Raw genomic sequence first — 24823 nt, forward strand, 5'->3', positions numbered from 1 at the left:
ACTAACATAGTAGTGCTTAGCTGCTACTAGACTTAGGTATGTCGAAAAAGAAATGTCGATGTTGAACTTTTACCCAGAAAGGAAAATACATGACTGTTTATAACATCAATTTAGGAATCGGTTGGGCATCAAGTGGTGTTGAGTACGCCCAGGCCTATCGTTCTACAATTTTCAAAAACACAGGTATTAAGGCCAAATTTGTCTTTATGGATATGTTCTTGCAGGACAATCTTTCTGATTTGACCCGTAACATGGGGTTTGAGGATGAAGACATCATCTGGCTCTACAGCTATTTTACAGACCTAAAAATTGCTCCAACGACCTATACTGTCAAGGATTTGGAAAAGGAAATTCCTTATGACATCACGCGTCGTGAGATTAATGGTAAAGTGGTTAAGCTCTTTTGTGCCAAGGAAGATATCTTCTATGCAGCCTACTTGCGTAAAGAGGGTGAAGATATCGTTCACCGTGTGGAAAAAGTATCGCGTGGTTGCTTAATCCGTAAAGATTTTTACTCTTACACTAAGATGTTCACAGAGTACTACACACCGGTAGACAATAAGGCTCACCTCTATCAACGTCGTTTCTTCAATGAGGATGGTAGTGTTGCCTATGATGAAATTGTTGATGGAAAGGATAGTGTCTTCCGTTTCCCAGATAAGATTTTGTCTTCTAAGCATGAGTTTATTGCCTACTTTATGTCGCAACTTGGCCTAACTGACCAGGATATCGTCATCTTGGACCGTGCAACTGGTACCGGACAGGCTGTTTTCCGTAACACCAAACCTGCTAAGCTTGGGGTTGTGGTTCATGCAGAGCACTTTAGTGAAAATGCTGTGACAGACAAGACTATTTTATGGAATAACTTCTACGAGTACCAATTCAGCAATGCAGATAAGGTTGATTTCTTTATCACAGCGACAGAACGTCAACGTAGCATTATGCTAGATCAGTTCAATAAATACACACCGTTTACGCCTCATATCGTAACCATCCCTGTGGGAAGTGTGGATAAACTGAGAAAGCCTGAAGGAGAGCGTAAACCATTCTCTATCATCACAGCCTCACGTTTGGCCAATGAAAAACACGTGGACTGGTTGGCCAAGGCTGTCGTTAAGGCTAAAGAAAGTCTGCCACAAGTAAACTTTGATATCTATGGAACAGGTGCTGAAGAAACCAAACTTAAGGCCATTATCGAGGAAAATCAAGCTCAGGATTATATCCACCTTAAAGGTCACCAAGACTTGACAGAAGTCTACAAGGACTACGAACTTTACCTATCAGGTTCTAAGAGTGAAGGGTTTGGCTTGACACTTCTAGAAGCTGTGGGATCTGGTCTAGGTATGATTGGTTTTGATGTTCGTTATGGGAACCAAACCTTTATCAAGGATAATGAGAATGGGTACCTCATTCCTCGTTTTGAAAAAGATGATGAGCCTGCTATCGTAGCTGCCTTGGCAGAGAAAATTGTAGCCTTCTTCAATCGCTCAGATTTGGAGCATGTTCATCAAGTTTCTTATGATATCGCCAAAGGCTTTTTGACAGAGGAAATCGAGCAGAAGTGGCTTAACTTAGTAAAGGAGATGACTAGTCATGATTAATTTATTTGAAAACTATAGTCAGGGTAGTTGGGATCTCCATTACTCACTGATTGTCGCTGGCTATGTAAATACAACAGTTTGTCTTTCAGATGATGGCTTTCTGCCTAGTGATGTGACCTCACCCTACCTTTATTTCACTGGTTTTGACAAGGTTCAAGGTTCTGCGCTTTACTTTAATCAGGTACCTGCGCCTGACTACTGGGAAATTATAGGAACGAATAGCAATGCGGAAATCTTCCGTTTTGATAAGAAACGTGGTCATATTCATTATGCGCATCCTGCTCACCAACGTCTGGTTAAAGCCGTGGACTGGTATGATGAGTCAGGACGCTTGCGCGTGACTGATCGCTACAATAACAAGGGTTACCGTTTCTCACAAACAACCTATAACGTTAAGCAAGAAGCGACCATTACCAGCTATTTCACTCCAGACAACAAGGAAGTTATCGTCATCAACCATTTGACTAAAGACGTTATCTTGAATTGGAAAGACAAGGTCTACATTTTCAAAAACAAATCTGAATTTGTCGTCTTCTATCTTAAAGAAGCTGGTTATGATTTGAGTCGTATTCTATACAACTCATTGGCGACACCTTTCTTGACAACTATGAATCTTCCAAATTCTGGTCAAGACGTTCTCTTCTGGCAAGAACCTATCACTGATTCAGTTCCTGGGAATATGCGTCTGCTTCTTGAGAGCAACCATCGTCAGACTAAGATTGTTGTACAAGATTACACAGCTTATACGAATCTTCTAAAGTTGGTTAGTCCAGAGCAGGCTTCTCGCGTGGCCTTCCTTGGATTCATGTATCCATTTGCCCGTCAGAACAACTTCCAAAATCAAGCGCTTATCTTGACCAACTCAGACCAGATTGAACATTTGGAAAGCATTGTCAGTGAAGTGCCTACCATGCATTATCATGTTGGGGCCATTACAGAAATGTCAAGTCGCTTGATGGATTTGGCTAAATATAGTAATGTTAGCCTTTACCCTAATATTACGACAGAGCAGGTTAAGCGCCTTTATAAGGAAGCTGATTTCTACTTGGATATTAACCATCAAAATGAAATCTTGTCAGCGACACGTGCTGCCTTTGAAAATAACTTGCTTATCCTTGCCTTTACGAACACTAGCCATGGTCCTGAGTATACCGCGTCAAGTAATATCTTCTCACCAATGAATGCTGGTCAATTTAAGCAAACGCTTAAAGAAGCCTTGGGTAACCGTGACTTCCTTAATCACTTGCTTGATCGCCAACGTGAGCATGCTCATGTAGCAACACCAGAAGATTATAAGAAGATTATTGGTTAGGGAAATGACATTAGAGGTTCGTAACATTTATCCTCTGACACCAACATTTAAGAAGGTCGCTTCGCTTTATGAAGTGGCTTTTCCTGTGGAAGAGCGTCTCCCACTCTGGCAATTGTCTTGGAACGGCTTGAAAAGAGGACAATCTTTCTTGGCCTACTTTGATCAGGAAGTCTTCGTTGGCTTGACCTATACCATTTATACTGACAACCTGGTCTACCTACTTTTTCTTGCAGTTGAGGAAAGTAAACAATCTCAGGGATATGGCAGTCAGATTTTGGCACAAGTTAAGAAAGAAGCAGGGGTACGACCGTGTGTGCTTACGATTGAACCCATGGATGAGGAGGATGCTTCTAACCGTAATCAGCGCTTAAAACGTTTAGCATTTTATGAGCGAAATGGCTATCAGCTATTGAATCACTTCTATTTCGAAGGGACTGAACGCTATCAAATTTTGACAACGGATAGGAGCCTTTGTTTAGCTGATTTAGAGCAGGATCTAGCTAAGACCTTCTTAGGAAAATATGGTATAAGGGTTGAGTAGGGGAATCATTACTTGGCTAAATATCAATGAGCAGAATAAGAATAATCAAAATAACTTTTTCTCTTGTCATTAGAGGGAAAAAATGATAGAATTGTAACGTTGACTAAATGCACGTCCTGTGCAACCGCACGACTACTGTTTGCAAGTGGGTTCGTCCCCGCAGTACTAGGCGAGTCTTCACAGAGGGAAACCTCAGACACATTAAAAATCTTAATAGGAGGTGCATCATGAGCACATACGCAATCATCAAAACTGGTGGAAAACAAGTTAAAGTTGAAGTAGGTCAAGCAATCTACGTTGAAAAAATCAACGCTGAAGCAGGATCAGAAGTAACTTTTAACGAAGTTGTTCTTGTCGGTGGTGATAAAACTGTAGTAGGTACTCCAGTTGTTGAGGGAGCTACTGTTATCGGAACTATCGAAAAACAAGGTAAACAAAAGAAAGTTGTTACTTTCAAATACAAACCTAAAAAGGGTAGCCACCGTAAACAAGGTCACCGTCAACCTTATACAAAAGTTGTTATCAACGCTATCAACGCGTAAGTTAGCGACTAATCACTAAGAAAGGACACAATCTTATGTTGAAAACTCTTGAAAACTTGCAACTTTTCGCCCACAAAAAAGGTGGGGGTTCTACTTCCAATGGTCGTGATTCACAAGCTAAACGTCTTGGTGCTAAAGCAGCTGATGGACAAACTGTATCAGGTGGATCAATCCTTTACCGTCAACGCGGCACACACATCTACCCAGGTGTAAACGTAGGCCGTGGTGGTGACGATACACTCTTCGCTAAAGTTGAAGGTGTTGTACGTTTCGAACGTAAAGGTCGCGACAAAAAACAAGTATCTGTATACCCAGTTGCTAAATAATTAAGCTAAAGTCTGCACTTTTGTGTAGGCTTTTCTTTATGAAAAAAGGAGAATTCTATGCCTTTAAATCACTACCAACAAGAAGTGGGGCCAAGTCTAGCGGATGCTAGTCCAGGTAAGATGCCAGATGTTGCCCTATTAGAAGGTCGTTATTGTAGCGTTGAACATTTGACGGTTGCAGAGCATTATAAGGACATTTTAGACTTTTACTTTACTAATCAGATTCTTTCTGATTGGACCTATATGTATGCGGATCCATTTGAATCTGAAGAAGCTGTACGTCAGTGTTTGGAGGATTATGAGCAATCCCAGAATCCTTATTTCTTTGCTATCAGGGATAAGGCTTCAGGTAAGGTTCTAGGAACCTTTTCACTTATGGCTATTACGCCGAAAAATCGTAGTGTTGAGATGGGTCGAGTGATTTTGGCACCTGCTTTACAAAAGACTAGAGCAGCCACAGAAGCTCAATACCTGCTTATGAAATATGTCTTTGAAGATCTTAACTATCGTCGTTATGAGTGGAAATGTGATAGTCTTAACCGTCCTTCTGCCAATGCTGCCATGCGTTTAGGGTTCACCTATGAGGGGCGTTTTCGTAACCATGCTATCTATAAGGGACGTAGCCGTGATACGGACTGGTTCTCGATTATTGAGAGTGAGTGGCCAGCACTTAAGAAACGATTTGAGAATTGGCTAGCTCCTGAGAATTTTGATGAAAAGGGACAGCAGAAACATTCTTTAAGAGACTGTTAGCTGGCAATAAAAGGGCTCTCTTCTGGTGAAGGAGCCTTATTTTAGTAGTCTTAGTCCTAAATCAAAGCTCCTACTTTTCTAGTGATTATTGTTGCTGTCAAAATCAGTCTAAATACTCATTTTTCTGTCAATAATATTCCCATAATAAAGCATATTTATGCTATAATAAAGAGTAATTGTATCAAGGAGAATATGACTAATGGATTTAATTCGCGAAAAAGTATTTGTTAACCGTTACCACTATGATGTTCGTAACCATGAGTGGGAAAAAGAGAATGGTGTTCCTAAAACAAATGTTGAAGTAACTTTCCAGTTGCACAATAAAGATGAAGAAGCTAACAATACGTCTGTTGTAGCTGTTTTGCAATTTATGATTGTCCGTGATGAGTTTGTTATCTCAGGGATTGTTTCTCAAATGGACCACATTCAAAACCGTATCGTCAATGAACCAAAAGACTTCTCACAAGAAGAAGCAGAAGCCTTGGCTGCACCGCTCTTGGATACGCTTCAACGTTTGACTTATGAAGTAACTGAAATTGCCTTGGATCGTCCAGGTATCAATTTGGAGTTCTAAGATGTCTCTTGCAGTTATTACGGATTCATCGGTTAATCTCCCTGCTGAAATTCAGGGCCATGCTGATGTTTATGTTTTAGATATTCCGGTCATCATTGAGGGGCAGCCTTTTGTTGAAGGAAAAAACTTGGATGTCAATCAGTTTTATGCGCAAATGGCAAACTCTGAGGAACTGCTCAAGACGTCGCAACCTAATCTAGCTGACTTGGATAACTTGCTTACGGAGTTGGAGGAGAAAGGTTATACCCATGTCATTGGGCTTTTCCTTTCTTCAGGAATCTCTGGTTTTTGGGCCAATAGTCAGATTTTGATTGAGGACCATGCCAAGTTGAAGATTACTTTTCCTGATACAAAAATCACAGCAGCTCCTATGGGAGCCATGGTGAGAAACGTTTTGCATTGGTCAGCCCAAGGGATGTCTTTTGAGAGCATTTTGAAGAAGCTTGAGGAACAAGTTGATCAAACGACGGCTTATATTCTTGTGGATGATCTTAATCATCTGGTTAAGGGTGGCCGTTTGTCGAATGGTTCGGCGATTTTAGGAAATCTTTTGTCTATCAAACCTATTTTGAATTTTAATGACGAAGGAAAAATCGTTGTTTTTGAAAAGGTGCGTACAGAGAAGAAAGCTGTGAAACGTTTGGTTGCTCTAGCTGAGGAAAATCGTGAAATGGAACTTAGTATTCTTCACACGAATGCTCCTGAAAAAGCTGAAGATTTTAAAAGGCAGCTAGAAGCAGAGGGAATTAGCGTTTCAACAGTGGTATCCTTATGTGCTGTAATTGCGACACACTTGGGTGAAGGAGCGCTAGTACTAGGTCTAACACCTAAATTTACCAAATAAGTACTATCCATCTGGGATGGGCTTGTCTATGATTAAGATCAATAGAGAGGGAAAATAACATGTCTATTAAAGTTATTGTTGCTGGATTTAAAGGAAGAATGGGTTCAACTGCGGTTGAAATGGTCAAGGGAGATGACGAATTGACTTTGGCTGCCTTGCTTGACCCATTTGCGACAGAAAAAGAAGTGGACGGTGTTCCTGTCTTCACAGATAAAGCGGATTTGGTTGGCTTTGACGCAGATGTCTGGGTGGATTTCACTATGCCAGCTGTTGCCTATGAAAATACTCGTTTTGCTTTGGAGAATGGTTTTGCACCAGTTGTGGGTACCACAGGATTTACTGAAGCACAAATTCAGGAATTGACAGACCTTTCTAAAGACAAGTCTATTGGTGGTTTGATTGCACCTAACTTTGCTATTGGTGCTATCCTTCTTATGAAGTTTGCGGTAGAAGCTAGTAAATATTTCCCAGATCTTGAAATCATTGAGCTTCACCATGACAAGAAAAAAGATGCGCCTTCAGGTACAGCGGTGAAAACAGCTGAACTTATCCGTGAGGTTCGCGAAACAAAACGTCAAGGTGCTGAGGATGAGGTGGAAACACTTGCTGGAGCACGTGGTGCTGAGTTTGATGGTTTCCGTATTCACAGTGTGCGTTTGCCAGGACTTGTGGCTCACCAAGAGGTTATCTTTGGTGCTCAAGGAGAAGGTTTGACCTTGCGTCATGATTCTTATGACCGTATTTCCTTTATGGGTGGGGTTAACCTCGGTATTAAAGAAGTGGTTAAACGTGATCAGCTTGTTTATGGTTTGGAACATTTACTATGAGATTAAGTTATTTGCCTTCTGAGTTTCAGAAGGCTTTACCAATATTAGAGAAGATTAAAGCAGCGGGTTTTGAGGCTTACTTTGTTGGTGGTTCGGTACGAGATGCCCTTCTTAACCGTCCCATTCATGATGTAGACATTGCTTCGTCTTCATATCCTGAGGAGACCAAGCAGATCTTCGAGCGTACGGTGGATATCGGTATTGAGCATGGGACCATTTTGGTCTTGGAAAATGGCGGTGAGTATGAGGTGACGACCTTCCGAACAGAGGACGTCTATGTAGATTATCGTCGTCCGTCTAGCGTGTCCTTTGTGCGTTCATTGGAAGAAGATCTTAAGCGTCGTGATTTTACAGTCAATGCTTTTGCTCTTAATGAAAATGCTGAGATTATCGACAAGTTTGATGGTCTTACTGATTTGGACAATCATGTTTTGAGGGCTGTTGGTAAGGCTGAGGAACGCTTTAACGAGGATGCCCTTCGTATCATGCGAGGACTACGTTTTGCAGCGAGTTTAGACTTTGATATCGAAGAAAAGACTTTTCAGGCTATGACCAGCCATGCCCCACTTCTGGAAAAGATTTCGATTGAGCGAAGTTTCATCGAGTTCGATAAGTTGCTTTTGGCCCCACATTGGAAAAAGGGAATCAAGGCACTTCTAGCGACTAAGGCTTATCAGTACCTTCCGGATTTTCAAGAAACTGCTGAAGAATGGCAGTCTTTTGTGGCAGACTATGTGGAGGACTTTAGATTTACAAGTTCTGAACAGGCTTGGGCGGCAACTCTTTTGGCTCTCAAGCATGATAATCCACGCTCTTTCCTTAAAAAATGGAAGACGTCTGTTAATTTCCAAAAGACAGTTCAGTCCTTGATTGAGATTTTCAATTTCCGTTTGGAGAGAGCCGTGACTAAACAAGATGTTTATCAGTATGGTAAGGAGCTCTTAGAGGCGGCTGAAACTTTGAGACAGGCTCAGGGCTTGGACGTCGATTATGAGCGTATTGCCGATTTGGATGGTCAGTTGCTCATCCATGATAAGCACGAAATCGTTGTGAATGGTGGCACACTGATGAAGGAGCTAGGATTCAAACCTGGTCCGGACCTTGGACGTACACTTAAAGCCATTGAAAATGCCATCGTTGATGGGAAACTAGCTAATGACAAGGAAGCTATTATGGCCTTTGTTCAAGCGATGAAATAAGTCTACGGACGTTATAAAAATGACACACCGCTACAGAGCATGCGTAGGATCCGTAGCGGTGTTATTTGTAAGAAGGAAGTAAGATGTCAGATTTTATTGTTGAAAAATTAACCAAGTCCGTTGGAGACAAGACGGTTTTTAAAGAGATTTCATTTATTATCCATGATTTGGATCGTATTGGGATTATTGGTGTCAATGGGACAGGTAAGACAACCTTGTTAGATGTTGTCTCTGAGCGTATTGGTTTTGATGGTGATGTGTCACCTTTCACTAAGGCTAATGGCTATAAGATTGCTTATTTGACTCAGGAGCCAGAATTTGATGATAGCAAGACAGTGCTTGATACGGTCTTGTCATCAGACCTTCGTGAGATGGCTTTGATTCGTGAATATGAAACCCTTATGGCAGATTATTCTGAGGAGAATCAGGCTCGCTTGGAGAAGGTTATGGCTGAGATGGATAGTCTAGATGCTTGGTCCATTGAGAGTGAGGTTAAGACAGTCTTGTCTAAGTTGGGATTGTCAGACCTCTCGCAAAAGGTCGGGGACCTCTCAGGTGGTCTTCGTCGTCGTGTGCAGTTGGCTCAGGTTCTCTTAAATGATGCAGATCTCCTGCTCTTGGATGAGCCAACCAACCATTTGGATATTGATACTATTGCTTGGTTGACGAATTTTCTCAAGTCTTCTAAAAAGACGGTACTCTTTATTACCCACGACCGTTATTTCTTGGACAATGTAGCCACACGTATCTTTGAGTTAGACCAGGCTAATCTGATTGAATACCAGGGGAATTACCAAGACTATGTGCGTCTAAAGGCCGAACAAGATGAACGAGATGCAGCAGCCCTTCACAAGAAAAAGCAACTCTATAAGCAGGAGTTGGCATGGATGCGAACGCAACCACAGGCACGTGCGACTAAACAACAAGCTCGTATCAATCGCTTTAAGGATCTTAAGGGTGAGGTTCACCAAACGGTCAATAATGAGGATCTTGAAATTAACTTTGAGACCAGCCGTATTGGTAAGAAGGTAGTGAACTTCGAGCATGTCGATTTCGCTTATGAAGATGGCAAGCAAATTCTCAGTGATTTCAATCTTATCATGCAAAATCGTGATCGTATCGGTATTGTTGGGGATAATGGTGTCGGGAAATCGACCTTGCTCAATCTGATTAATGGTGACCTTGTGCCTACAGCTGGTGTCCTAGATATTGGTGAGACGGTACGTATTGGTTATTTCTCACAGCAAATTAAAGATATGGATGAGAGCAAGCGTGTCATTAACTACTTGCAAGAAGTTGCAGATGAAGTTAAGACAACGGTTGGAACAACCAGTATCACAGAGCTCTTGGAGCAATTCCTTTTCCCTCGTTCTACCCATGGGACACAGATTGCCAAGCTCTCTGGTGGGGAAAAGAAACGTCTTTATCTACTTAAGATTCTGATTGAAAAGCCCAACGTTCTGCTCTTGGATGAGCCGACAAATGATTTGGACATTGCAACTTTGACGGTTTTGGAAAACTTCCTTAATGGTTTTGGCGGCCCTGTCGTTACCGTTAGTCACGACCGCTATTTCTTGGACAAGGTAGCTAACAAGATTCTAGCCTTTGAAGAGGGTGGTGTTCGAGAGTTCTTTGGTAACTACACAGACTACCTTGATGAAAAAGCCTTCTTACAAGAGCAATCAGCCCTCCTCGAGAAGGAAAAAGAGCAAGCTAGCGTTAAAGTTGAGAAAGTTAAAGAAGACAAAAAACGCATGAGCTACTTTGAAAAACAAGAGTGGGCGACCATCGAAGACGAGATTGCTGACCTTGAAGCCAAAATCGAAGAGATTGAAGCAGCTATGCTTGAAAATGCTAGCGATTATGGACAGTTAGCTACCCTTCAACGTGATTTGGATGCTGCTAACGAAACCTTACTTGAAAAGTATGAACGCTATGAGTATTTGAGTGAGCTAGAGGGATAAGCTCTTTAGTAATCAAAGTATGACAAAAGCCTTGCATATGCAAGGCTTTTTTATGTTTATGTAGTGTCTAGTTTCTTCCTACCACAAGCGGAATGAAAAGGAGAGGATTGAGACACCCGCAAAGATAATTAAGGAAGCTACCAAGCGCCCAATAAGAAAGGCTGAGAAAAACGGAGCACTAAAGAGCAAGAGCCCAAATACCAGACAAATCAAGGCGATTGACAGGGCAGGTTGTCCTGAGAAGCCGAATTGACGTTGACGATAAGCTTGAAAGCCTTGTGTAAAGGCTGAGACAAGGAGCCACCAAGCGATAATAGTTACAGCTACACCTGAGAGCACCCATGCTGATGTTGATAGCAAAATAATTCCAAAAACAATGGAAATGATACTCTGAAGCAGTTGGAAGAAGGAGCGGTTTTCGTTATCTCGTTTAAAATAAACCATAAGACTTGAAACACCAGATACCAGCATTACTAGGGCAAATAGCCAACCAACGATGGCAAGAAGATTTGTAGGATTAGCGAAGAAAAAGACACCCAAGAGTGTAATGAGAATTCCACTAATCAATATAAAACTTTTCATAGGATACCTCTTATTAATTTTTCTTAATACTACTATGTAAGTATCAAATTGTCAAACAAAGAACTAGTTTAGAGTGGCTTAAAGACCTAGTTTAGAGTGGCTTGATGAGATAAGTGTAGGTGGCAGCTTTTCTGGTTCTCGTAGCTACCTGACGACCTGTTTTTTGGAAGAGGTGTTTAAAGCGGCGCAAGAAATTTGTGGAATCCATCTTGAGGTAGTCTTCATTAAAGGTACCAAAAAGTTGACGGTAGGTAGTCAAAGTGTTTTCCTCGGGCATAATGGAAAGGATAGTTGGATAGTATTCGAGTCGTCCCTTGATACGTTCCATAGCTGTTAAGAGGATTTCCCAGTGGTCAAAGGCGAGGTCATCATGTGACAGTGTCTTATCGCCATCAACAAGTTGCAGTCGACCGTCTACCATGGCGATGTCTAACCAATGCGTAGACGCCGCATCGTCGGCAGCCTTTTCCACTTGAATGTCATTAAAGGTCATAAAGCAGAGATAAGCCACTGTAATGGTCCACATTCGAGGATCACGATAAGGTGTTCCCACTGTAATGAGTTGCTCAATGTGGTCAGGGTTGAGTTTAACGGATGTTTCCTCCTGTACCTCACGACAGACAGCTAGATTGAGATCTTCTTGCTCCTGAACGAAGCCACCACTGAGGGCGTATTTCCCCATGAAGGGATGGTTTTTTCGCTTGATAAGTAAGGTTTGGACTCTTCCTTCATAATAGCGGAAGATGACCGAGTCAACGGTCACTGAGGGCTTAACGTACTTATCCACTTCCTCTCGCCGATAGATGTCCAAAAATTCCTTTTCACTACCAGAGTTTTCGAAGGTTTTAGTCATAGGTTTCCTCCTCTATTTATTGTAAGTTCAAATGATGATTGCTTTACATCAGTCTTCTAAATCTCGATGTGTAAACGTTCCTTGATTGCTTTTTTGGCATTGTGGTAGTTGTCCGCAAAGAAGCTGTCGCTATTGCTATTTTCCCCTAAAATAACGATTTTATCCTTGAATGGTGATAGGAGGTCTAGGAGGTGCTGGGTAAACCAGTCACGTGTTTGATTATCAGCCATAGTCATGTCACGGAAACCATCATCTACATAGTTTGATTTTGGCAGGATCACAAAAATCAAATCCCACTTTTCACGGGCTTGAGTTACCTGATAGAGACGATCCAACATGTCGAACTCTTCTTGGGAGATATTTTCTTTCAAATAGTAGTCAATATAGACCTTAGTGACTGTTGAATTGGTATCGGCAAAGATAAGTCCTGAGTGTTGCCCTTTGTCAATGATATCAGAGGTCTGGGCGTATTGATCTGTTAGGAGATGAATATAGTCGTTGGTATCTAATTCATCATCTCGTACATTGTACTTTTCTTGATATTCCCTAGCATATTCCAGAGAGCAGGGAGCATTGTAAGTGCGGGCCAAATCCTTAACAAGAGTAGTCTTTCCACCGCTAGCAGAGCCCACAACAAGGACCTTGCGCGTAAAGTGGCGACGGAAAGGCTTGGTGATAAAACGCCAATTTTCCATCGGATTGTCTCGAATCTCAGTAGCAGAGATATTGATAATAGACCGTTCGATGAGTTCTACCTGAGCTTGAGGGTAATAGCGATTGAGCTCAGTTACATACTCTGGCTCTCCAACATAGAAGGTAATCTTTTCAGGATCATCCGTATTCTTAGCGATAAGCTCTTTGACACGATTAACCCAAGGCACCCAGCCCTCTGGATAGGCTGGCATCCCAGCTTCGTCTAGTTTATCCACAACGACTAATTCATCATCATAGAAGACTTCTCGAACATAACGGAAACGTCGATTGAGTGATAGGCCTGCGCGTGTCCCACGATCTTCTTGTGTGTTGCTGCCACTTACGATGACGAGCACATTGTCATTAGCACGTTTTGCCTTGGTAATGAGGTCAACGTGTCCAACGTGCATTGGAGCGAAAGTTCCAAAAACAATGCCGATGCGCTTTCCTGATAAATGTTTTCTTTTCATAAAAAATGATCCTTTTTGAGATTTAGTAAAATTACTAAATTTATGATAGCATAGTTGGTAATCTTTGTAAATGTAAAAATAGTAAATTTACTAAATTATTTTCAACACATTTTAGCCTTAAAGTTCAAAAAAAGTTTAAAAAATTTTGGAGAAAAACCAGAAAAATAGAATCCGCTTACATTGTTGAATTGATAACATTTTAGGATTAACTTAAAAAAGAGAGGTCACTTGCTATGTCATAAAACCTAACATAAAAATCAAAAAAATAGCAGAAAATACTTGACAAGAAGATTCTGAAAATTTATACTATTCATGTAATTAAATTACTAAGGTAATTATTTGAAAGGAAACATTGATATGACAACAGGTAAAGAGTACGTTGCTAGCGTTTTTGAAAAAGTGAAAGCTCAAAATGGCCATGAGGCTGAGTTCCTTCAAGCAGTTGAAGAAGTTTTCGATTCACTTGTTCCTGTCTTCGATAAATATCCTAAATATATTGAAGAAAACCTTTTGGAACGTTTGGTTGAACCAGAACGTATCGTTTCATTCCGTGTGCCATGGGTTGACGATAAAGGACAAGTACAAGTAAACCGTGGTTTCCGTGTACAATTCTCATCAGCTATTGGTCCTTACAAAGGTGGTCTTCGTTTCCACCCATCAGTAAACCAATCAATCATCAAATTCCTTGGTTTCGAACAAATCTTTAAAAACTCATTGACTGGTCAACCAATCGGTGGTGGTAAAGGTGGATCAAACTTCGATCCTAAAGGTAAATCAGATAACGAAATCATGCGTTTCTGCCAAAGCTTCATGACTGAATTGAGCAAACACATTGGTGCAGATACAGACGTACCTGCAGGTGATATCGGTGTTGGTGGACGTGAAATTGGTTACCTCTACGGCCAATACAAACGTCTTCGTAACGAGTACACAGGTGTTCTTACTGGTAAAGGTTTGAACTGGGGTGGATCACTTGCTCGTACAGAAGCAACTGGTTACGGTGCTGTTTACTTTGCAGAACAAATGCTTAATGCACGTGGTGAAAACTTTAACGGTAAAACAGCAGTTGTTTCAGGTGCTGGTAACGTTGCCATCTACGCTATCGAAAAATTGCAAAGTCTCGGTGCTAAAGCGGTAACATGTTCTGACTCATCTGGTTTTGTTTATGATCCAGACGGAATCGACGTTGACTTGTTGAAAGAAATCAAAGAAGTTAAACGTGAACGTATCGTTAAATATGCAGAAGCACGTCCAAACGCAACCTTCACACCTGCTGGTGGTGAAAAGACAGTTTGGTCAGTTAAAGCTGACTTGGCATTCCCATGTGCAACTCAAAATGAATTGGATGAAACAGATGCAGAAACACTTGTAGCAAATGGTGTATTGGCTGTTTCAGAAGGTGCTAACATGCCTTCAACTTTGGGAGCTATTGATGTCTTCCTTAAAGCTGGTGTATCATTTGGTCCTGCCAAAGCTGCTAACGCTGGTGGTGTTGCTGTATCAGCTCTTGAAATGGCACAAAACAGCGGACGTACACAATGGACATTCGAAGAAGTTGATGCTAAACTCTACGATATCATGAAAGGTATCTACGAAAATGCTGCAGCAGCTGCTAAAGAATTTGGTCATGAAGGTAACCTTGTTGTAGGTGCCAACATCGCTGGATTCCTTAAAGTTGCAGATGCTATGTCAGCACAAGGTATCGTTTAATTAATAGACTATTACCAATAGCCTCTCGATAAAATAAGAAAAGAAGCCTGCGGGTTTCTTTTTTTGTTTAGACAGATTTAGGAGGAAGAGGAGATTTGTCCTTTTTTGGTATAATGAGCTAGTAAGAAATCTCTTTCTAGAGTAGATTTTTATGAATTAGAATATGAGAGGAATAATCGTGAGTCTTGGAAAGGATCCCTGTGGGGCAAAAGAAAAGAAGTATACTAATCAGACAGTCATTCTAATAAGTTTTTTGATCAGCATAGTGTCGATACTGCCTATGTTCTTTTTTAGGGACAAGCTTTATGGTGATGATATTGTCTTTCACATTAACCGACTGTTATCCTTGGATACTGTCTGGAAGAGTCCTATCAATTTTACAACTAACGGAGGGACTGGACAATTAATCAATACCTTTTATCCCTGGTTAACCTATTATCCTATTTTTATAATCTATAAGCTGACTCAGTCAGTCTTTGTAGCCTGGATGAGTTTTCAATTTCTTGTTCGCTTTGTAACTTGTTTGCTTAGTTTTTACGGATTACGTTTATTGAACTATTCTGATAAACAGGTGATGATATTTGTTACCTTTTATCTCTTTTCGGGTTATTTCTTGCACAATTCTTATTATCGGGCAGCCGTTGGCGAAATGCTGGCTATGATTTTTTTACCTCTAGTTTTCGTTGGCGTTCGTTTGATAACATTTGGAGATTATAAGAAATGGTGGGTTTTGACTCTTGGCATGCTTGGTTTAGTCTATTCCCATGTCTTATCTGTCCTTTTGGCTTCTCTTATGATTTTCATAGCAGTGGTAGCTAGTTTTGGGATTTGGGATAATAAAAAAGAACGTATTCTAGGATTTCTTAAGGCCACTCTTGTCACTCTTAGTATGTCTCTAGCTTTCTTTGTTCCTATGATAGAGCAATTCAAGTATGTCACCCTACGAACGACTTTTAAACCGCTCCTATCCAAGACTGCCTTAAGTCTGGCAGACAACTGGGAGTTGATTCTAAAAAGTGATGTAAGGACTCCATCAGTTAATCTTCTCTATCTCCTGGGTCTAGTGCTAAGCCTGATCTTTGCTAAGCGTTTTGTGAAGGATAAGGAAGCTAGAATTTACCTTTTTATTTCTCTTGTTTTGGCTTTTTTAACTTTGAATAGTTTTCCTTGGCAGTTATTACAGGAGAGTCCAGTATCCAACCTTCAATTTCCTTGGAGATTATGGAGTTTTGCCTTGCTTTTCTTCAGTTTAGCCTTGGCTAATATCTTGGAAAATATGTCTATGAAGGCAACGACGATACTTGTCTTGTTTGGTCTTTGCCTGAATATGTTTCAGATTGTTACTGTCCAAGATAAGATGACTAAAGCCAAGAATATATTGCCAAGCAATACAAAAGTCACGAGAGAGATGCTAGCTAAGGGAACTTATAAAAATATAAATGGCGATTACACCAATAAAGAAGTGCCCTTTGGCTTTGTCTTTGATAAACATCTTTTCTTGGATAATCAGGAAATTAAGTCAACCATCAACCGTTCTCCAAAGGAGCTAGCACTTACAGTAAACAACGAGTCAAAAGAAGCTAAAGTCTTGTCGCTACCAGTTTTCTACTACAAAGGACAAGAAGCAAGAATTGATGGAAAGCGCATCACTACTTACTTAGATAAGAAAAAGAATCCGACTAATCTAGTCCTACCCCCAGGTAAGCATGGTGTCGTTTTGACCTATAGCTATACCCCAGTTGCCAAATTGGCAATGGGTGTTTCAACTATTAGTCTTTTGGCGTTTATTGGTTATTTGTATAGAGTGAAGAAAGATGACTAAAAAGAAGCCTGCGGGTTTCTTTTTTTTGTCTGTTTTACTAGAGGGTAGGCCTTTTGATATAATAGGTCAAGGTGATTAATATGAAATTGAAAACCTTCGTCTCTGATAAAAGAAGGAGATATGATTTCATAGTTTAGATAAGAAAAGGGAGTAAATAGATGATAAAAACTATCGTAAAGGATGTCTTTTTCCTTGGACAAAAATCGATAGAAGCGACTAAAGAAGACCTCTATTTGGCTAAAGATTTACGTGATACACTGGAGTTTCATAAGGATGCCTGTGTGGGTATGGCTGCCAATATGATTGGCGTTAAAAAGCGTGTTATTATCGTCAATATCGGTTTTGTTAATCTAGTTATGTTTAATCCTGTTTTAGTCAGCAAGTCCTCACCTTTTCAAACAGAGGAGTCTTGTTTGTCATTAGAGGGAAGTCGTCCAACAAAACGTTATGAGTCGATTGAGGTTGCTTATTTAGATGAACAATGGATGCCTAAACAGTTAAGTTTTTCTGGCATGCCAGCCCAAATTATTCAACATGAATTGGATCATTTGGAGGGGATTATTATTTAGATAGCCTAGCCCAAGCGTTGTTAGATTTTAGATTTCAAAGTCTTAATAATCACAGTTCCGGGAGTGAGAGTGGAAAGCAATTTTCTTTCTCACTCTTTTTTAGTTCTCATAAGAACTTTTTTCTTGACATTAGTTCTCATAAGAACTAAAATAGTTTCCATGAGAATTATTCAAGGAGGGACTTGCGATGCATGGAAAAGATACTTTTAGTGAATTCAGAGAATTCATCAATACTATGGAATCTCGCGTGCAAGAGTTAGGAAAGGTCCATGGGGTTGAGCATTTAGCTGGCCCGCAAGGATTTGCCGTCAAGTATTTGTCTGACAATCAAGATAAAGAAATCTTTATCAAAGACATTGAAAAAAGACTATGTATTTCTAAATCAGTGGCTAGTAATTTGGTCAAACGAATGGAAAAAAATGGTTTTGTTGAGTTGGTGACATCGGACAAGGATAAACGCTACAAGTATGTTCATCTGACAGACTTAGGTAAAAAGAAAGCTCGAGATGTCAAACATTTTCGAGAGGCCATCCATGAACAGCTGTTAGAAGGTATTTCCAAAGAAGATGCTGAAATAGCTTTCCGTGTCTTTCACCAAATTCGTATGAATTTAGAAAAAAATAAGGAGTAACTTATGTTTAAAATTTTTAAACGTTTGACGACAAAAGAGTTAATCATGATTGTCTTAGTGGTGATTTTTGTTTGCTTGAACGTCTATCTAAACTTGAAAATTCCAGACTATATGTCTGATATTACGACACTCTTATCAACTAAGGGAACTAAAGCGTCGGATATTTTTTCCTGGAATACAGATGCCCCAGGGATGCGAATGCTTTTAATGTCATTTGCAGGCTTTATGGCCTCTGTAGTTGTTGGTTTCTTAGCTGCCAGAACAGCGGCAAGTTTTACCACCCGTCTTCGTGATGATATCTTCCATCAGGTTCTAGATTTTTCGGATGCTGAGATTAAGAAATTCTCAATTCCTAGTCTTTTGACCCGTACGACAAATGATATTACCCAATTGCAGCTGGTACTTACCATGGGGTTACAGGTTATTACACAGGGGCCTATCATGGCCATTTGGGCGATTACAAAGATTGCCGATAAAAATGGGAACTGGCTCCTTGCCTTGCTTGTCGCTGTGGCAGTGATTGCCATTCTCATGCTCTTCCTCTTGATTATGGTTATGCCTAAGCAACGCTTGATTCAAACTCTGACCGATAAACTGAATAGCGTAACGCGTGAATCTCTTACTGGAATTCGTGTGGTGCGTGCCTATAACGCCGAAAGTTATCAAGAGGATAAATTTGAAAAGGCCAATACTGATTTGACCCAAAACAATCTCTTTATCGGTCGTTCTTTGGCCTTACTGACACCGGTAATGACTGCTGTATCAAGTGGTTTGACACTGGCTATTTATTGGATTGGTGCGCATTTGATTGAAGATGTTAAGATTCCAACAGATCCAACTAAGATTGCTGGTGCCATGGAAAATAAGGTCCATCTCTTCTCAGACATGGTGGTTTATTCATCTTATGCCATGCAGGTTGTTATGGGATTCATGATGATGATTGTTGTTTTCTTCCTTCTTCCACGTGCAGTTGTAGCAGCTGGTCGTATCAATGAAGTTCTAGATACCCAATCTTCAGTCTCTTATCCTGAAAATAGTTCTGAAAAACCTAAAGAAGTGGGTACTGTCGAATTTGATGATGTTTCCTTCCGTTATTCTGAAACTTCAGAGCCTGTTTTAGAGCATGTTAGTTTCAAAGCTAAAAAAGGTGACACGGTTGCCTTTATTGGTTCGACTGGATCTGGTAAATCAACGCTTGTCAACCTTATCCCACGTTTTTATGATGCCACGCAAGGAACAATCAAGGTTGACGGAGTAGATGTGCGACATTACGACCATGAAACCTTGCACAATATAGTCGGTTATATTCCACAGAAGGCTGTGCTTTTCTCAGGTGATATCACGTCAAATATGACGATGGGAACGAGCAATAACAGTCCCCTTGATGATGCTAAGATTTGGGAAGCCCTTGAATTGGCTCAAGGAAAAGACTTTGTTGAAAATAAAGAAGGTCAACTTAAAGCAGAAGTTGCCCAAGCTGGGTCTAACTTCTCAGGTGGACAGAAGCAACGTTTGGCTATTGCGCGTGCCTTGGCACGTAAGCCTGAAATCTTGATTTTCGATGATTCCTTCTCAGCCTTGGACTATAAGACCGATCGTAAGTTACGTCAAGAATTGGCTGAAAAAACACAAGATATGACCAAGTTGATTGTTGCCCAACGTATCTCTACTATTATGGATGCGGACCAAATCTTGGTACTTGACCAAGGTAAGGTCGTTGGTCAAGGGACTCACAAGGAACTCTTGGCAAATAATGAGGTTTACCAAGAAATTGCCTATTCACAATTGTCTAAGGAGGAGTTAGAAAATGGAAAATAAGCCAAAAACATCATCCTATAAACGCTTAAAACCCTATATTAAAGGTTTCCAAATTCCGTTTGTCCTTGCGATTTTTGGAGCAATTATTTCAGCGGTCATTACAGTTATTGGATCAGATAAGCTTAAAGAAATTACCAATACTATTACTGAAGGGATTACACCTACTAAAATGGGGACAATTCCAGGTATTGATTTGGACAAGGTAGCAAGTATTGCTATGACCTTGGCTGTTCTCTATGCCATTTCAGCGATTGTTGGTTACTTACAAAGCTTTACGGTTGCGACAGTTACACAACGCTTTTCACAACGTTTCCGTACAGCTATCCAAAAGAAAATCAATAGTGTTCCTCTTAATTATTTTGATAGTCACTCTCAAGGGGATACCCTCTCTCGTGTGACCAATGACGTTGACCTTTTGGGACAATCGCTTAGTCAAGGTTTAGGTACCTTGATTACTTCAAGTGTTCTCTTGGTGGCAGCCATTATTATGATGTTCTACTCAAATGTCACTATGGCTTTCACTGCGATTGGTTCTGTCTTGATAGGTTTTGTTCTGGTAGCCTTCATCATGGGCTTCTCGCAACCCCTTTTCAAACGCCAACAAGAAAATTTGGCTAATATTAATGGTTATATTGAAGAAATCTACACGGGTCAAGCAGTCGTAACGAGTTACAATGCTGCTCAAGAAAGCAGTCAAGCTTTCAAGGGACTTAATGATAAACTCTATAAATCGATGTGGCAATCACAGTTTATCTCAGGTATTATGATGCCACTTATGATTTTCATTGGGAACTTTGGTTATGTTATGGTCTGTCTTGTGGGTGCCATCAAAGTTATTGATGGTATCTTGACGATTGGTGATGTGGTAGCCTTCATGACCTATGTTCGTATCTTCTCCCAACCTCTTTCTCAAATTGCACAAGGGATTACACAACTCCAATCAGCTACTGCAGCCATTGGTCGTATCTTTGAATTTTTGGAAGAAAAAGATATGGACGACGAGTCAGCTAAGACAGCTGAGTTGACAGATACTAAAGGTCAAGTAGTCTTTGATCATGTTTCCTTTGGTTATACTCCTGAAAAGACTATTATTCATGACTTTTCAGCCCTTGCTAAGCCAGGTCAAAAGATTGCGATCGTTGGTCCAACAGGTGCTGGTAAGACGACTATTGTTAACCTGCTTATGAAGTTCTATAACATCGACCAAGGTCGTATTACCATTGACGGTGTGGATACTAATGACATGAAACGTGAAACCGTTCATGATCAATTCTCTATGGTGCTTCAAGACACTTGGCTCTTTGAAGGTACTATTCGTGATAATTTGATTTACAACCAAGAGAATATTTCTGATGAGCAAGTTATTGCTGCAGCTAAGGCTGTCGGTGTTCACCACTTCATCACCACACTTCCAAAGGGGTATGATACTTATTTGGATGATTCTGTGACCTTATCAGTTGGTCAGAAACAGCTCTTGACCATTGCGCGTGCGCTTCTTAAGGACGCCCCTCTTCTTATCTTGGATGAAGCGACATCATCAGTTGACACCCGAACAGAAGAATTGATTCAAAAAGCCATGGACAAGCTTATGGAAGGTCGGACTTCCTTTGTCATTGCCCACCGCTTATCAACCATTCGAAATGCTGACCTTATTCTTGTGATGAAAGATGGTAACATTATTGAACAGGGCAATCATGATGAGCTCATGGCAGCAGATGGTTTCTATGCTGATCTTTATAATAGTCAATTTACAGAAGAAGTTGCCTAAACTTTTCTTATAAAATTATAAGATTTTACAAAAATCTATAGCACGTATGACTGTCAGTCATGCGTTTTGTGTTATACTGAAAAAAACAGACAGATTAGGAGATTATGATGCAATATCGCAAAGCAAGACTAGACGAAGTTCAGGAAGTTGCACAAGTATGTGCAGATGCCTTTGAAGATTACCCCTATCTTTCAATGATTGCCAGTAATTTAAAGAATCCTGAACAGTATAAGGAATTTGTCTTAGCCTTGCAGGAAGTGTTGGTGCGTTTGGCGATTAAACAGGACTCATGTTTGGTGGCTGAAAAGGACGGTCGCATTGTTGCGGCAGCTATTTTACAGCATCAGACGATTTCTATGCTTAATTATCTTCAAAATGGGGCGACCAAGCTTTTCAGTTTTATAAGCATCACTAAGTTGTTCAAGTATTTTAACTTTGTTGAAGAGTCCGAAAGACATCTGGAAGATTCTGCAGAATACGACTGGTACCTGATGATGTTGGCGGTGACTCCAGATTATCAAAGAAAAGGGATAGGAAGTCTCTTTTTGCTTGAAGGGGTTGAACCCTTTGTACGTAGTACAGGAGGTCACAGCCTTGGCTTGATTACCAATCGTGATTACAATGTACCTTTCTACGAAAAAAATGGCTACAAACAATGTGGTTATAAGGTTTTGACCTACGAAACACACAAACTAGGCAACTGGCCTTTTGTCAAATCACTTGATGCATAGCCTTGTGCTATTTAACTTAGATAAGCAAAATGAATCTGGCTTCGGCTGGATTTTTTTCTTAGCTTTAGAGTCCTTCTTGTCTGGCTCATTCCTTATTTTTAAGTCTAACTATGCTATAATTAGGAAACGCTATTAGAGGAGGTTTATATGTCAACTCCAAGTATTTATGGGGAATATGCTCAGTATCTCCCCAAGATTTTACAAGAAATAACAGACCCGATTATTGCGGCTAATATTACTAGCAAAAAAGAAACAGGCTTTAAACTCTATGAACATTTTATTTCACGAATCAAAGAAAGCGATTCTATGCGTGAAAAGTGTCTTAGGAAAAATTTGCCTGAAACCAGCCAATCTGCTCTCAAAGAAATTCGTGACAGTATTGGAATTCGAATCGTTTGTGGCTTTGTTGATGATATTTATAAAACTATCGATGTCATCAAGACTATCCCTGGCGTTTCTATCTATAACGAGAAAGATTACATTTTAAATGCTAAGCCCAATGGCTATCGTTCTTACCACCTCATTTTGGAAATCGAAACCGAGTTTCCAGATGTCTTAGGAAATGAGAAAGGAACCTATTTTGTTGAGGTTCAGCTTCGAACCATCGCTCAGGATTCTTGGGCCAGTTTGGAGCATCAGATGAAGTACAAGCACGACATCAAAAATCCAGAAATGATTACCCGTGAGCTTAAGCGCTGTGCGGATGAATTAGCTTCATGCGATTTGACCATGCAGACCATCCGTAACTTAATTCAAGAAGGAGGGGACTAGAATGGCTTTGAAAATTCTACTAGCTGAGGATGAAGAGGCTCTTTCTCGAGTTTACAAGGCAGCCCTAGAGCATCAGGGTTATGAGGTGGATCAAGCATTCAATGGGCAAGAGGCTGTTGATTTAGCTGCACAAAATGCCTATCAAGTGATGATCATGGATATTATGATGCCCATTAAAACAGGTATCGAGGCCCTGAAAGAGATTCGCTCTTCTGGGGACAGGACACATGTCATTATGTTGACAGCTATGGCTGAAATTGATGATCGCGTGACCGGGCTTGATGCTGGGGCAGACGATTACTTGACCAAGCCAATCTCCCTTAAGGAACTTTTGGCTCGTCTGCGCTCATTAGAACGTCGTGTGAGTGAGAGCTTCACTGCCAAAATTTTGACTCTTGGTTCTGTTCGTTTGGACCAAGAAGAGCAGGAGTTGGTAGCTGGGAACGCTATTCGACTTTCAAGCAGAGAGACAAAGTTAATGGCCCACTTCATGCTTAATCCTGCTAAGAAATTAACGACTGAGCACCTTTTTAAGACCATCTGGGAGGATGAGGGAGATGTGGACGAGTCGATTGTCTGGGTCTATATTTCCTATCTGCGTCAGAAATTGCAAGCCATCCAGGCTGACATCAGCATTCTTGGTGAAAAAGGTGGCGACTTTTGCCTTCTCGCCAATTAGAGAGGAGTAGCTCATGTTTAGACGTTTACGACTTCAATTTATTACGATTGCTTCCTTGGCTATCCTCTTTATCTTGGTCTTTACGGTGGGAATCATCAATACTGTGAGGTCCTTTCAGACGGAGCAGGAAATTAGTAAGGTTCTCAATACACTCACAGAAAATAATGGTAGTTTTGGAAAAACGAAAAAAATTGAGATCAATCAAGGGCGTGAAATTCCATCAGATAGTTTTCGTTTTTTCAGCGCGACCTTGTCTGGTGATGAAGTGGTCAGTCAGGATACCAGTCATACTTCCTTGATAAATGATGAAGAGGCCGCTACTTATGCCCGTGCAGCTAGCCGAATGACGAGTACTCTTGGAACCATTAGAGAAAAAAATATTAATCTCAGTTATCAGGTTAGTAAAGTCAGCAAAAATAAGATCCTTGTGGTCTTTCTGGACACAACCTCTTATTATAATTCTTCCCAAGCCTTGTTAAGTCTTTCTATCCTTTTATCAATGTTTGGCTTTATCTTTTTTGTCATCATTGTCAGTGCCCTATCAGGAATTGTCATTCGTCCCTTCATTCGAAACTACGAAAAGCAGCGACGTTTTATTACCAATGCTGGTCATGAATTAAAGACACCATTGGCCATTATTTCTGCTAATACGGAGCTACAAGAACTCATGACTGGAGAGAATGAGTGGACCAAGTCGACGAATGACCAGGTGGCACGTTTGACCACTTTAATCAATTCTCTGGTAGCCCTATCTCGTCTGGAGGAGCAGCCGGATATCGTTCTTCAAGATGTAGATTTTTCCTATATTACTGAGGATGCAGCAGAGGACTTTAAGGGGCCTGTCGTTCGAGATGGTAAATCTTTCGTTATGGACATCACACCGGATATTCATGTGAAAGCAGAGGAGAAGTCTCTCTTTGAACTTGTAACCCTCCTTGTGGATAATGCTAACAAGTATTGTGATCCAGAAGGGACTGTAACCGTAAGGCTCCGTCAGATTGGAAGGACACGAAAACGGGCTCGTCTAGAAGTGTCAAACACCTATAAAGATGGTAAGGATGTTGACTATAGTAAGTTTTTTGAGCGTTTTTATCGTATCGAAGAATCCCATAATAACAGAGAACACAAGGGGTTTGGTATTGGCCTCTCCATGGCTCAAAGCATGGTCAAATTATTTAAGGGGCGTATCTTTGCCTCTTATAAAAATGACACCATCACCTTTACGGTTATCTTGTAAGGATAT

The 24823-nt window shown here is 40.6% G+C and carries 24 protein-coding genes and 1 other annotated feature; of the genes, 21 read left to right on the top strand and 3 right to left on the bottom strand.

The window, feature by feature from the left end:
• Positions 1-89: 89 nt before the first annotated feature.
• The 11 genes from gtfA (at position 90) to NSQ79_RS02070 (ending at position 10483) form a co-directional block, all read left to right on the top strand.
• Complete coding sequence (gtfA, locus tag NSQ79_RS02020; RefSeq protein WP_045769278.1) at positions 90-1601, top strand: accessory Sec system glycosyltransferase GtfA; 1512 nt, start codon at positions 90-92, stop codon at positions 1599-1601.
• Positions 1594-2913, top strand: a complete 1320-nt coding sequence (gene gtfB, locus NSQ79_RS02025) for an accessory Sec system glycosylation chaperone GtfB (RefSeq protein WP_049529167.1) — start codon at positions 1594-1596, stop codon at positions 2911-2913. The genes gtfA and gtfB overlap by 8 nt, the downstream gene beginning before the upstream one ends.
• Before the next feature lie 4 nt (positions 2914-2917).
• On the top strand, positions 2918-3454 hold the full coding sequence (locus tag NSQ79_RS02030; protein ID WP_014633553.1) for a GNAT family N-acetyltransferase: 537 nt from the start codon (positions 2918-2920) through the stop codon (positions 3452-3454).
• Between the two features lie 112 nt (positions 3455-3566).
• Positions 3567-3641: a sequence feature (ribosomal protein L21 leader region), on the top strand.
• 40 nt (positions 3642-3681) lie between these two features.
• The gene (rplU, locus tag NSQ79_RS02035) at positions 3682-3996 is read left to right on the top strand and encodes a 50S ribosomal protein L21 (RefSeq protein WP_014633552.1); all 315 of its coding nucleotides are present in this window, start codon (positions 3682-3684) and stop codon (positions 3994-3996) included.
• A 35-nt stretch (positions 3997-4031) separates the two neighbouring features.
• Positions 4032-4322 (top strand): 50S ribosomal protein L27, encoded by a 291-nt coding sequence (gene rpmA, locus NSQ79_RS02040; protein ID WP_002885483.1) that lies wholly within the window; start codon positions 4032-4034, stop codon positions 4320-4322.
• A 57-nt stretch (positions 4323-4379) separates the two neighbouring features.
• Positions 4380-5075, top strand: a complete 696-nt coding sequence (locus NSQ79_RS02045) for a GNAT family protein (RefSeq protein WP_014633551.1) — start codon at positions 4380-4382, stop codon at positions 5073-5075.
• A 199-nt stretch (positions 5076-5274) separates the two neighbouring features.
• Positions 5275-5649, top strand: a complete 375-nt coding sequence (locus NSQ79_RS02050) for a DUF1149 family protein (RefSeq protein WP_002885550.1) — start codon at positions 5275-5277, stop codon at positions 5647-5649.
• Between the two features lies 1 nt (position 5650).
• Positions 5651-6493, top strand: a complete 843-nt coding sequence (locus NSQ79_RS02055) for a DegV family protein (protein WP_014633550.1) — start codon at positions 5651-5653, stop codon at positions 6491-6493.
• Positions 6494-6552: 59 nt separating this feature from the next.
• Complete coding sequence (gene dapB / locus NSQ79_RS02060) at positions 6553-7320, top strand: 4-hydroxy-tetrahydrodipicolinate reductase (protein ID WP_014633549.1); 768 nt, start codon at positions 6553-6555, stop codon at positions 7318-7320.
• Positions 7317-8519 carry a CCA tRNA nucleotidyltransferase gene (locus tag NSQ79_RS02065; RefSeq protein ID WP_045001916.1) on the top strand — a complete coding sequence of 401 codons (1203 nt, stop codon included), beginning with the start codon at positions 7317-7319 and terminating at the stop codon, positions 8517-8519. The genes dapB and NSQ79_RS02065 overlap by 4 nt, the downstream gene beginning before the upstream one ends.
• An 83-nt stretch (positions 8520-8602) precedes the next feature.
• Positions 8603-10483, top strand: coding sequence for an ABC-F family ATP-binding cassette domain-containing protein (locus NSQ79_RS02070; RefSeq protein ID WP_022496253.1), 1881 nt, complete (start codon positions 8603-8605; stop codon positions 10481-10483).
• Positions 10484-10561: 78 nt separating this feature from the next.
• Here NSQ79_RS02070 and NSQ79_RS02075 read toward each other — a convergent pair whose 3' ends face one another.
• The 3 genes from NSQ79_RS02075 to NSQ79_RS02085 all read right to left on the bottom strand — a co-directional run bounded on the left by NSQ79_RS02075 (position 10562) and on the right by NSQ79_RS02085 (position 13081).
• On the bottom strand, positions 10562-11065 hold the full coding sequence (locus NSQ79_RS02075) for a DUF308 domain-containing protein (RefSeq protein ID WP_049529166.1): 504 nt from the start codon (positions 11063-11065) through the stop codon (positions 10562-10564).
• A gap of 91 nt (positions 11066-11156) precedes the next feature.
• Positions 11157-11918, bottom strand: coding sequence for an NUDIX hydrolase (locus NSQ79_RS02080; protein ID WP_049529165.1), 762 nt, complete (start codon positions 11916-11918; stop codon positions 11157-11159).
• A gap of 56 nt (positions 11919-11974) precedes the next feature.
• Complete coding sequence (locus NSQ79_RS02085; RefSeq protein WP_049529164.1) at positions 11975-13081, bottom strand: AAA family ATPase; 1107 nt, start codon at positions 13079-13081, stop codon at positions 11975-11977.
• Between the two features lie 357 nt (positions 13082-13438).
• On the opposite strand from NSQ79_RS02085, the gene gdhA reads away from it, so the two are divergent.
• The 10 genes from gdhA (at position 13439) to NSQ79_RS02135 (ending at position 24817) form a co-directional block, all read left to right on the top strand.
• Positions 13439-14791 (top strand): NADP-specific glutamate dehydrogenase, encoded by a 1353-nt coding sequence (gene gdhA, locus NSQ79_RS02090; protein ID WP_002885547.1) that lies wholly within the window; start codon positions 13439-13441, stop codon positions 14789-14791.
• 178 nt (positions 14792-14969) lie between these two features.
• Positions 14970-16613 carry a membrane protein gene (locus NSQ79_RS02095; protein ID WP_049529163.1) on the top strand — a complete coding sequence of 548 codons (1644 nt, stop codon included), beginning with the start codon at positions 14970-14972 and terminating at the stop codon, positions 16611-16613.
• A 158-nt stretch (positions 16614-16771) separates the two neighbouring features.
• Complete coding sequence (locus NSQ79_RS02100; RefSeq protein ID WP_339313770.1) at positions 16772-17182, top strand: peptide deformylase; 411 nt, start codon at positions 16772-16774, stop codon at positions 17180-17182.
• A gap of 187 nt (positions 17183-17369) precedes the next feature.
• Entirely contained in the window at positions 17370-17813 is a 444-nt protein-coding gene (locus tag NSQ79_RS02105; protein ID WP_164332300.1) for a MarR family transcriptional regulator, read from the top strand.
• 3 nt (positions 17814-17816) lie between these two features.
• Complete coding sequence (locus NSQ79_RS02110; RefSeq protein ID WP_061652402.1) at positions 17817-19631, top strand: ABC transporter ATP-binding protein; 1815 nt, start codon at positions 17817-17819, stop codon at positions 19629-19631.
• Positions 19621-21399, top strand: coding sequence for an ABC transporter ATP-binding protein (locus NSQ79_RS02115; protein ID WP_339313772.1), 1779 nt, complete (start codon positions 19621-19623; stop codon positions 21397-21399). The genes NSQ79_RS02110 and NSQ79_RS02115 overlap by 11 nt, the downstream gene beginning before the upstream one ends.
• 107 nt (positions 21400-21506) lie before the next feature.
• Positions 21507-22130, top strand: coding sequence for a GNAT family N-acetyltransferase (locus tag NSQ79_RS02120; protein WP_002886697.1), 624 nt, complete (start codon positions 21507-21509; stop codon positions 22128-22130).
• A 147-nt stretch (positions 22131-22277) separates the two neighbouring features.
• The gene (locus NSQ79_RS02125) at positions 22278-22901 is read left to right on the top strand and encodes a GTP pyrophosphokinase family protein (protein ID WP_049529160.1); all 624 of its coding nucleotides are present in this window, start codon (positions 22278-22280) and stop codon (positions 22899-22901) included.
• 1 nt (position 22902) lies between these two features.
• Positions 22903-23580 carry a response regulator transcription factor gene (locus NSQ79_RS02130; protein WP_084871162.1) on the top strand — a complete coding sequence of 226 codons (678 nt, stop codon included), beginning with the start codon at positions 22903-22905 and terminating at the stop codon, positions 23578-23580.
• 13 nt (positions 23581-23593) lie between these two features.
• On the top strand, positions 23594-24817 hold the full coding sequence (locus tag NSQ79_RS02135) for a HAMP domain-containing sensor histidine kinase (protein WP_049529158.1): 1224 nt from the start codon (positions 23594-23596) through the stop codon (positions 24815-24817).
• Positions 24818-24823: the final 6 nt, after the last annotated feature.

Origin of the sequence: Streptococcus sp. FSL W7-1342 (genome assembly GCF_037966635.1) — a bacterium.
Classification (GTDB): domain Bacteria; phylum Bacillota; class Bacilli; order Lactobacillales; family Streptococcaceae; genus Streptococcus; species Streptococcus salivarius_D.

Bases quoted from the DNA above. Each gene is read 5' to 3' on its own strand.
- NSQ79_RS02130 (WP_084871162.1), top strand. From the start codon at position 22,903: ATGGCTTTGAAAATTCTACTAGCTGAGGATGAAGAGGCTCTTTCTCGA.
- NSQ79_RS02080 (WP_049529165.1), bottom strand. From the start codon at position 11,918: ATGACTAAAACCTTCGAAAACTCTGGTAGTGAAAAGGAATTTTTGGAC.
- NSQ79_RS02120 (WP_002886697.1), top strand. From the start codon at position 21,507: ATGCAATATCGCAAAGCAAGACTAGACGAAGTTCAGGAAGTTGCACAA.
- gtfA (WP_045769278.1), top strand. From the start codon at position 90: ATGACTGTTTATAACATCAATTTAGGAATCGGTTGGGCATCAAGTGGT.
- NSQ79_RS02125 (WP_049529160.1), top strand. From the start codon at position 22,278: ATGTCAACTCCAAGTATTTATGGGGAATATGCTCAGTATCTCCCCAAG.
- NSQ79_RS02075 (WP_049529166.1), bottom strand. From the start codon at position 11,065: ATGAAAAGTTTTATATTGATTAGTGGAATTCTCATTACACTCTTGGGT.
- gdhA (WP_002885547.1), top strand. From the start codon at position 13,439: ATGACAACAGGTAAAGAGTACGTTGCTAGCGTTTTTGAAAAAGTGAAA.
- rplU (WP_014633552.1), top strand. From the start codon at position 3,682: ATGAGCACATACGCAATCATCAAAACTGGTGGAAAACAAGTTAAAGTT.
- dapB (WP_014633549.1), top strand. From the start codon at position 6,553: ATGTCTATTAAAGTTATTGTTGCTGGATTTAAAGGAAGAATGGGTTCA.
- NSQ79_RS02100 (WP_339313770.1), top strand. From the start codon at position 16,772: ATGATAAAAACTATCGTAAAGGATGTCTTTTTCCTTGGACAAAAATCG.
- NSQ79_RS02055 (WP_014633550.1), top strand. From the start codon at position 5,651: ATGTCTCTTGCAGTTATTACGGATTCATCGGTTAATCTCCCTGCTGAA.
- NSQ79_RS02115 (WP_339313772.1), top strand. From the start codon at position 19,621: ATGGAAAATAAGCCAAAAACATCATCCTATAAACGCTTAAAACCCTAT.
- NSQ79_RS02110 (WP_061652402.1), top strand. From the start codon at position 17,817: ATGTTTAAAATTTTTAAACGTTTGACGACAAAAGAGTTAATCATGATT.
- gtfB (WP_049529167.1), top strand. From the start codon at position 1,594: ATGATTAATTTATTTGAAAACTATAGTCAGGGTAGTTGGGATCTCCAT.
- NSQ79_RS02045 (WP_014633551.1), top strand. From the start codon at position 4,380: ATGCCTTTAAATCACTACCAACAAGAAGTGGGGCCAAGTCTAGCGGAT.
- NSQ79_RS02070 (WP_022496253.1), top strand. From the start codon at position 8,603: ATGTCAGATTTTATTGTTGAAAAATTAACCAAGTCCGTTGGAGACAAG.
- NSQ79_RS02105 (WP_164332300.1), top strand. From the start codon at position 17,370: ATGCATGGAAAAGATACTTTTAGTGAATTCAGAGAATTCATCAATACT.
- NSQ79_RS02065 (WP_045001916.1), top strand. From the start codon at position 7,317: ATGAGATTAAGTTATTTGCCTTCTGAGTTTCAGAAGGCTTTACCAATA.
- NSQ79_RS02085 (WP_049529164.1), bottom strand. From the start codon at position 13,081: ATGAAAAGAAAACATTTATCAGGAAAGCGCATCGGCATTGTTTTTGGA.
- NSQ79_RS02030 (WP_014633553.1), top strand. From the start codon at position 2,918: ATGACATTAGAGGTTCGTAACATTTATCCTCTGACACCAACATTTAAG.
- rpmA (WP_002885483.1), top strand. From the start codon at position 4,032: ATGTTGAAAACTCTTGAAAACTTGCAACTTTTCGCCCACAAAAAAGGT.
- NSQ79_RS02050 (WP_002885550.1), top strand. From the start codon at position 5,275: ATGGATTTAATTCGCGAAAAAGTATTTGTTAACCGTTACCACTATGAT.
- NSQ79_RS02135 (WP_049529158.1), top strand. From the start codon at position 23,594: ATGTTTAGACGTTTACGACTTCAATTTATTACGATTGCTTCCTTGGCT.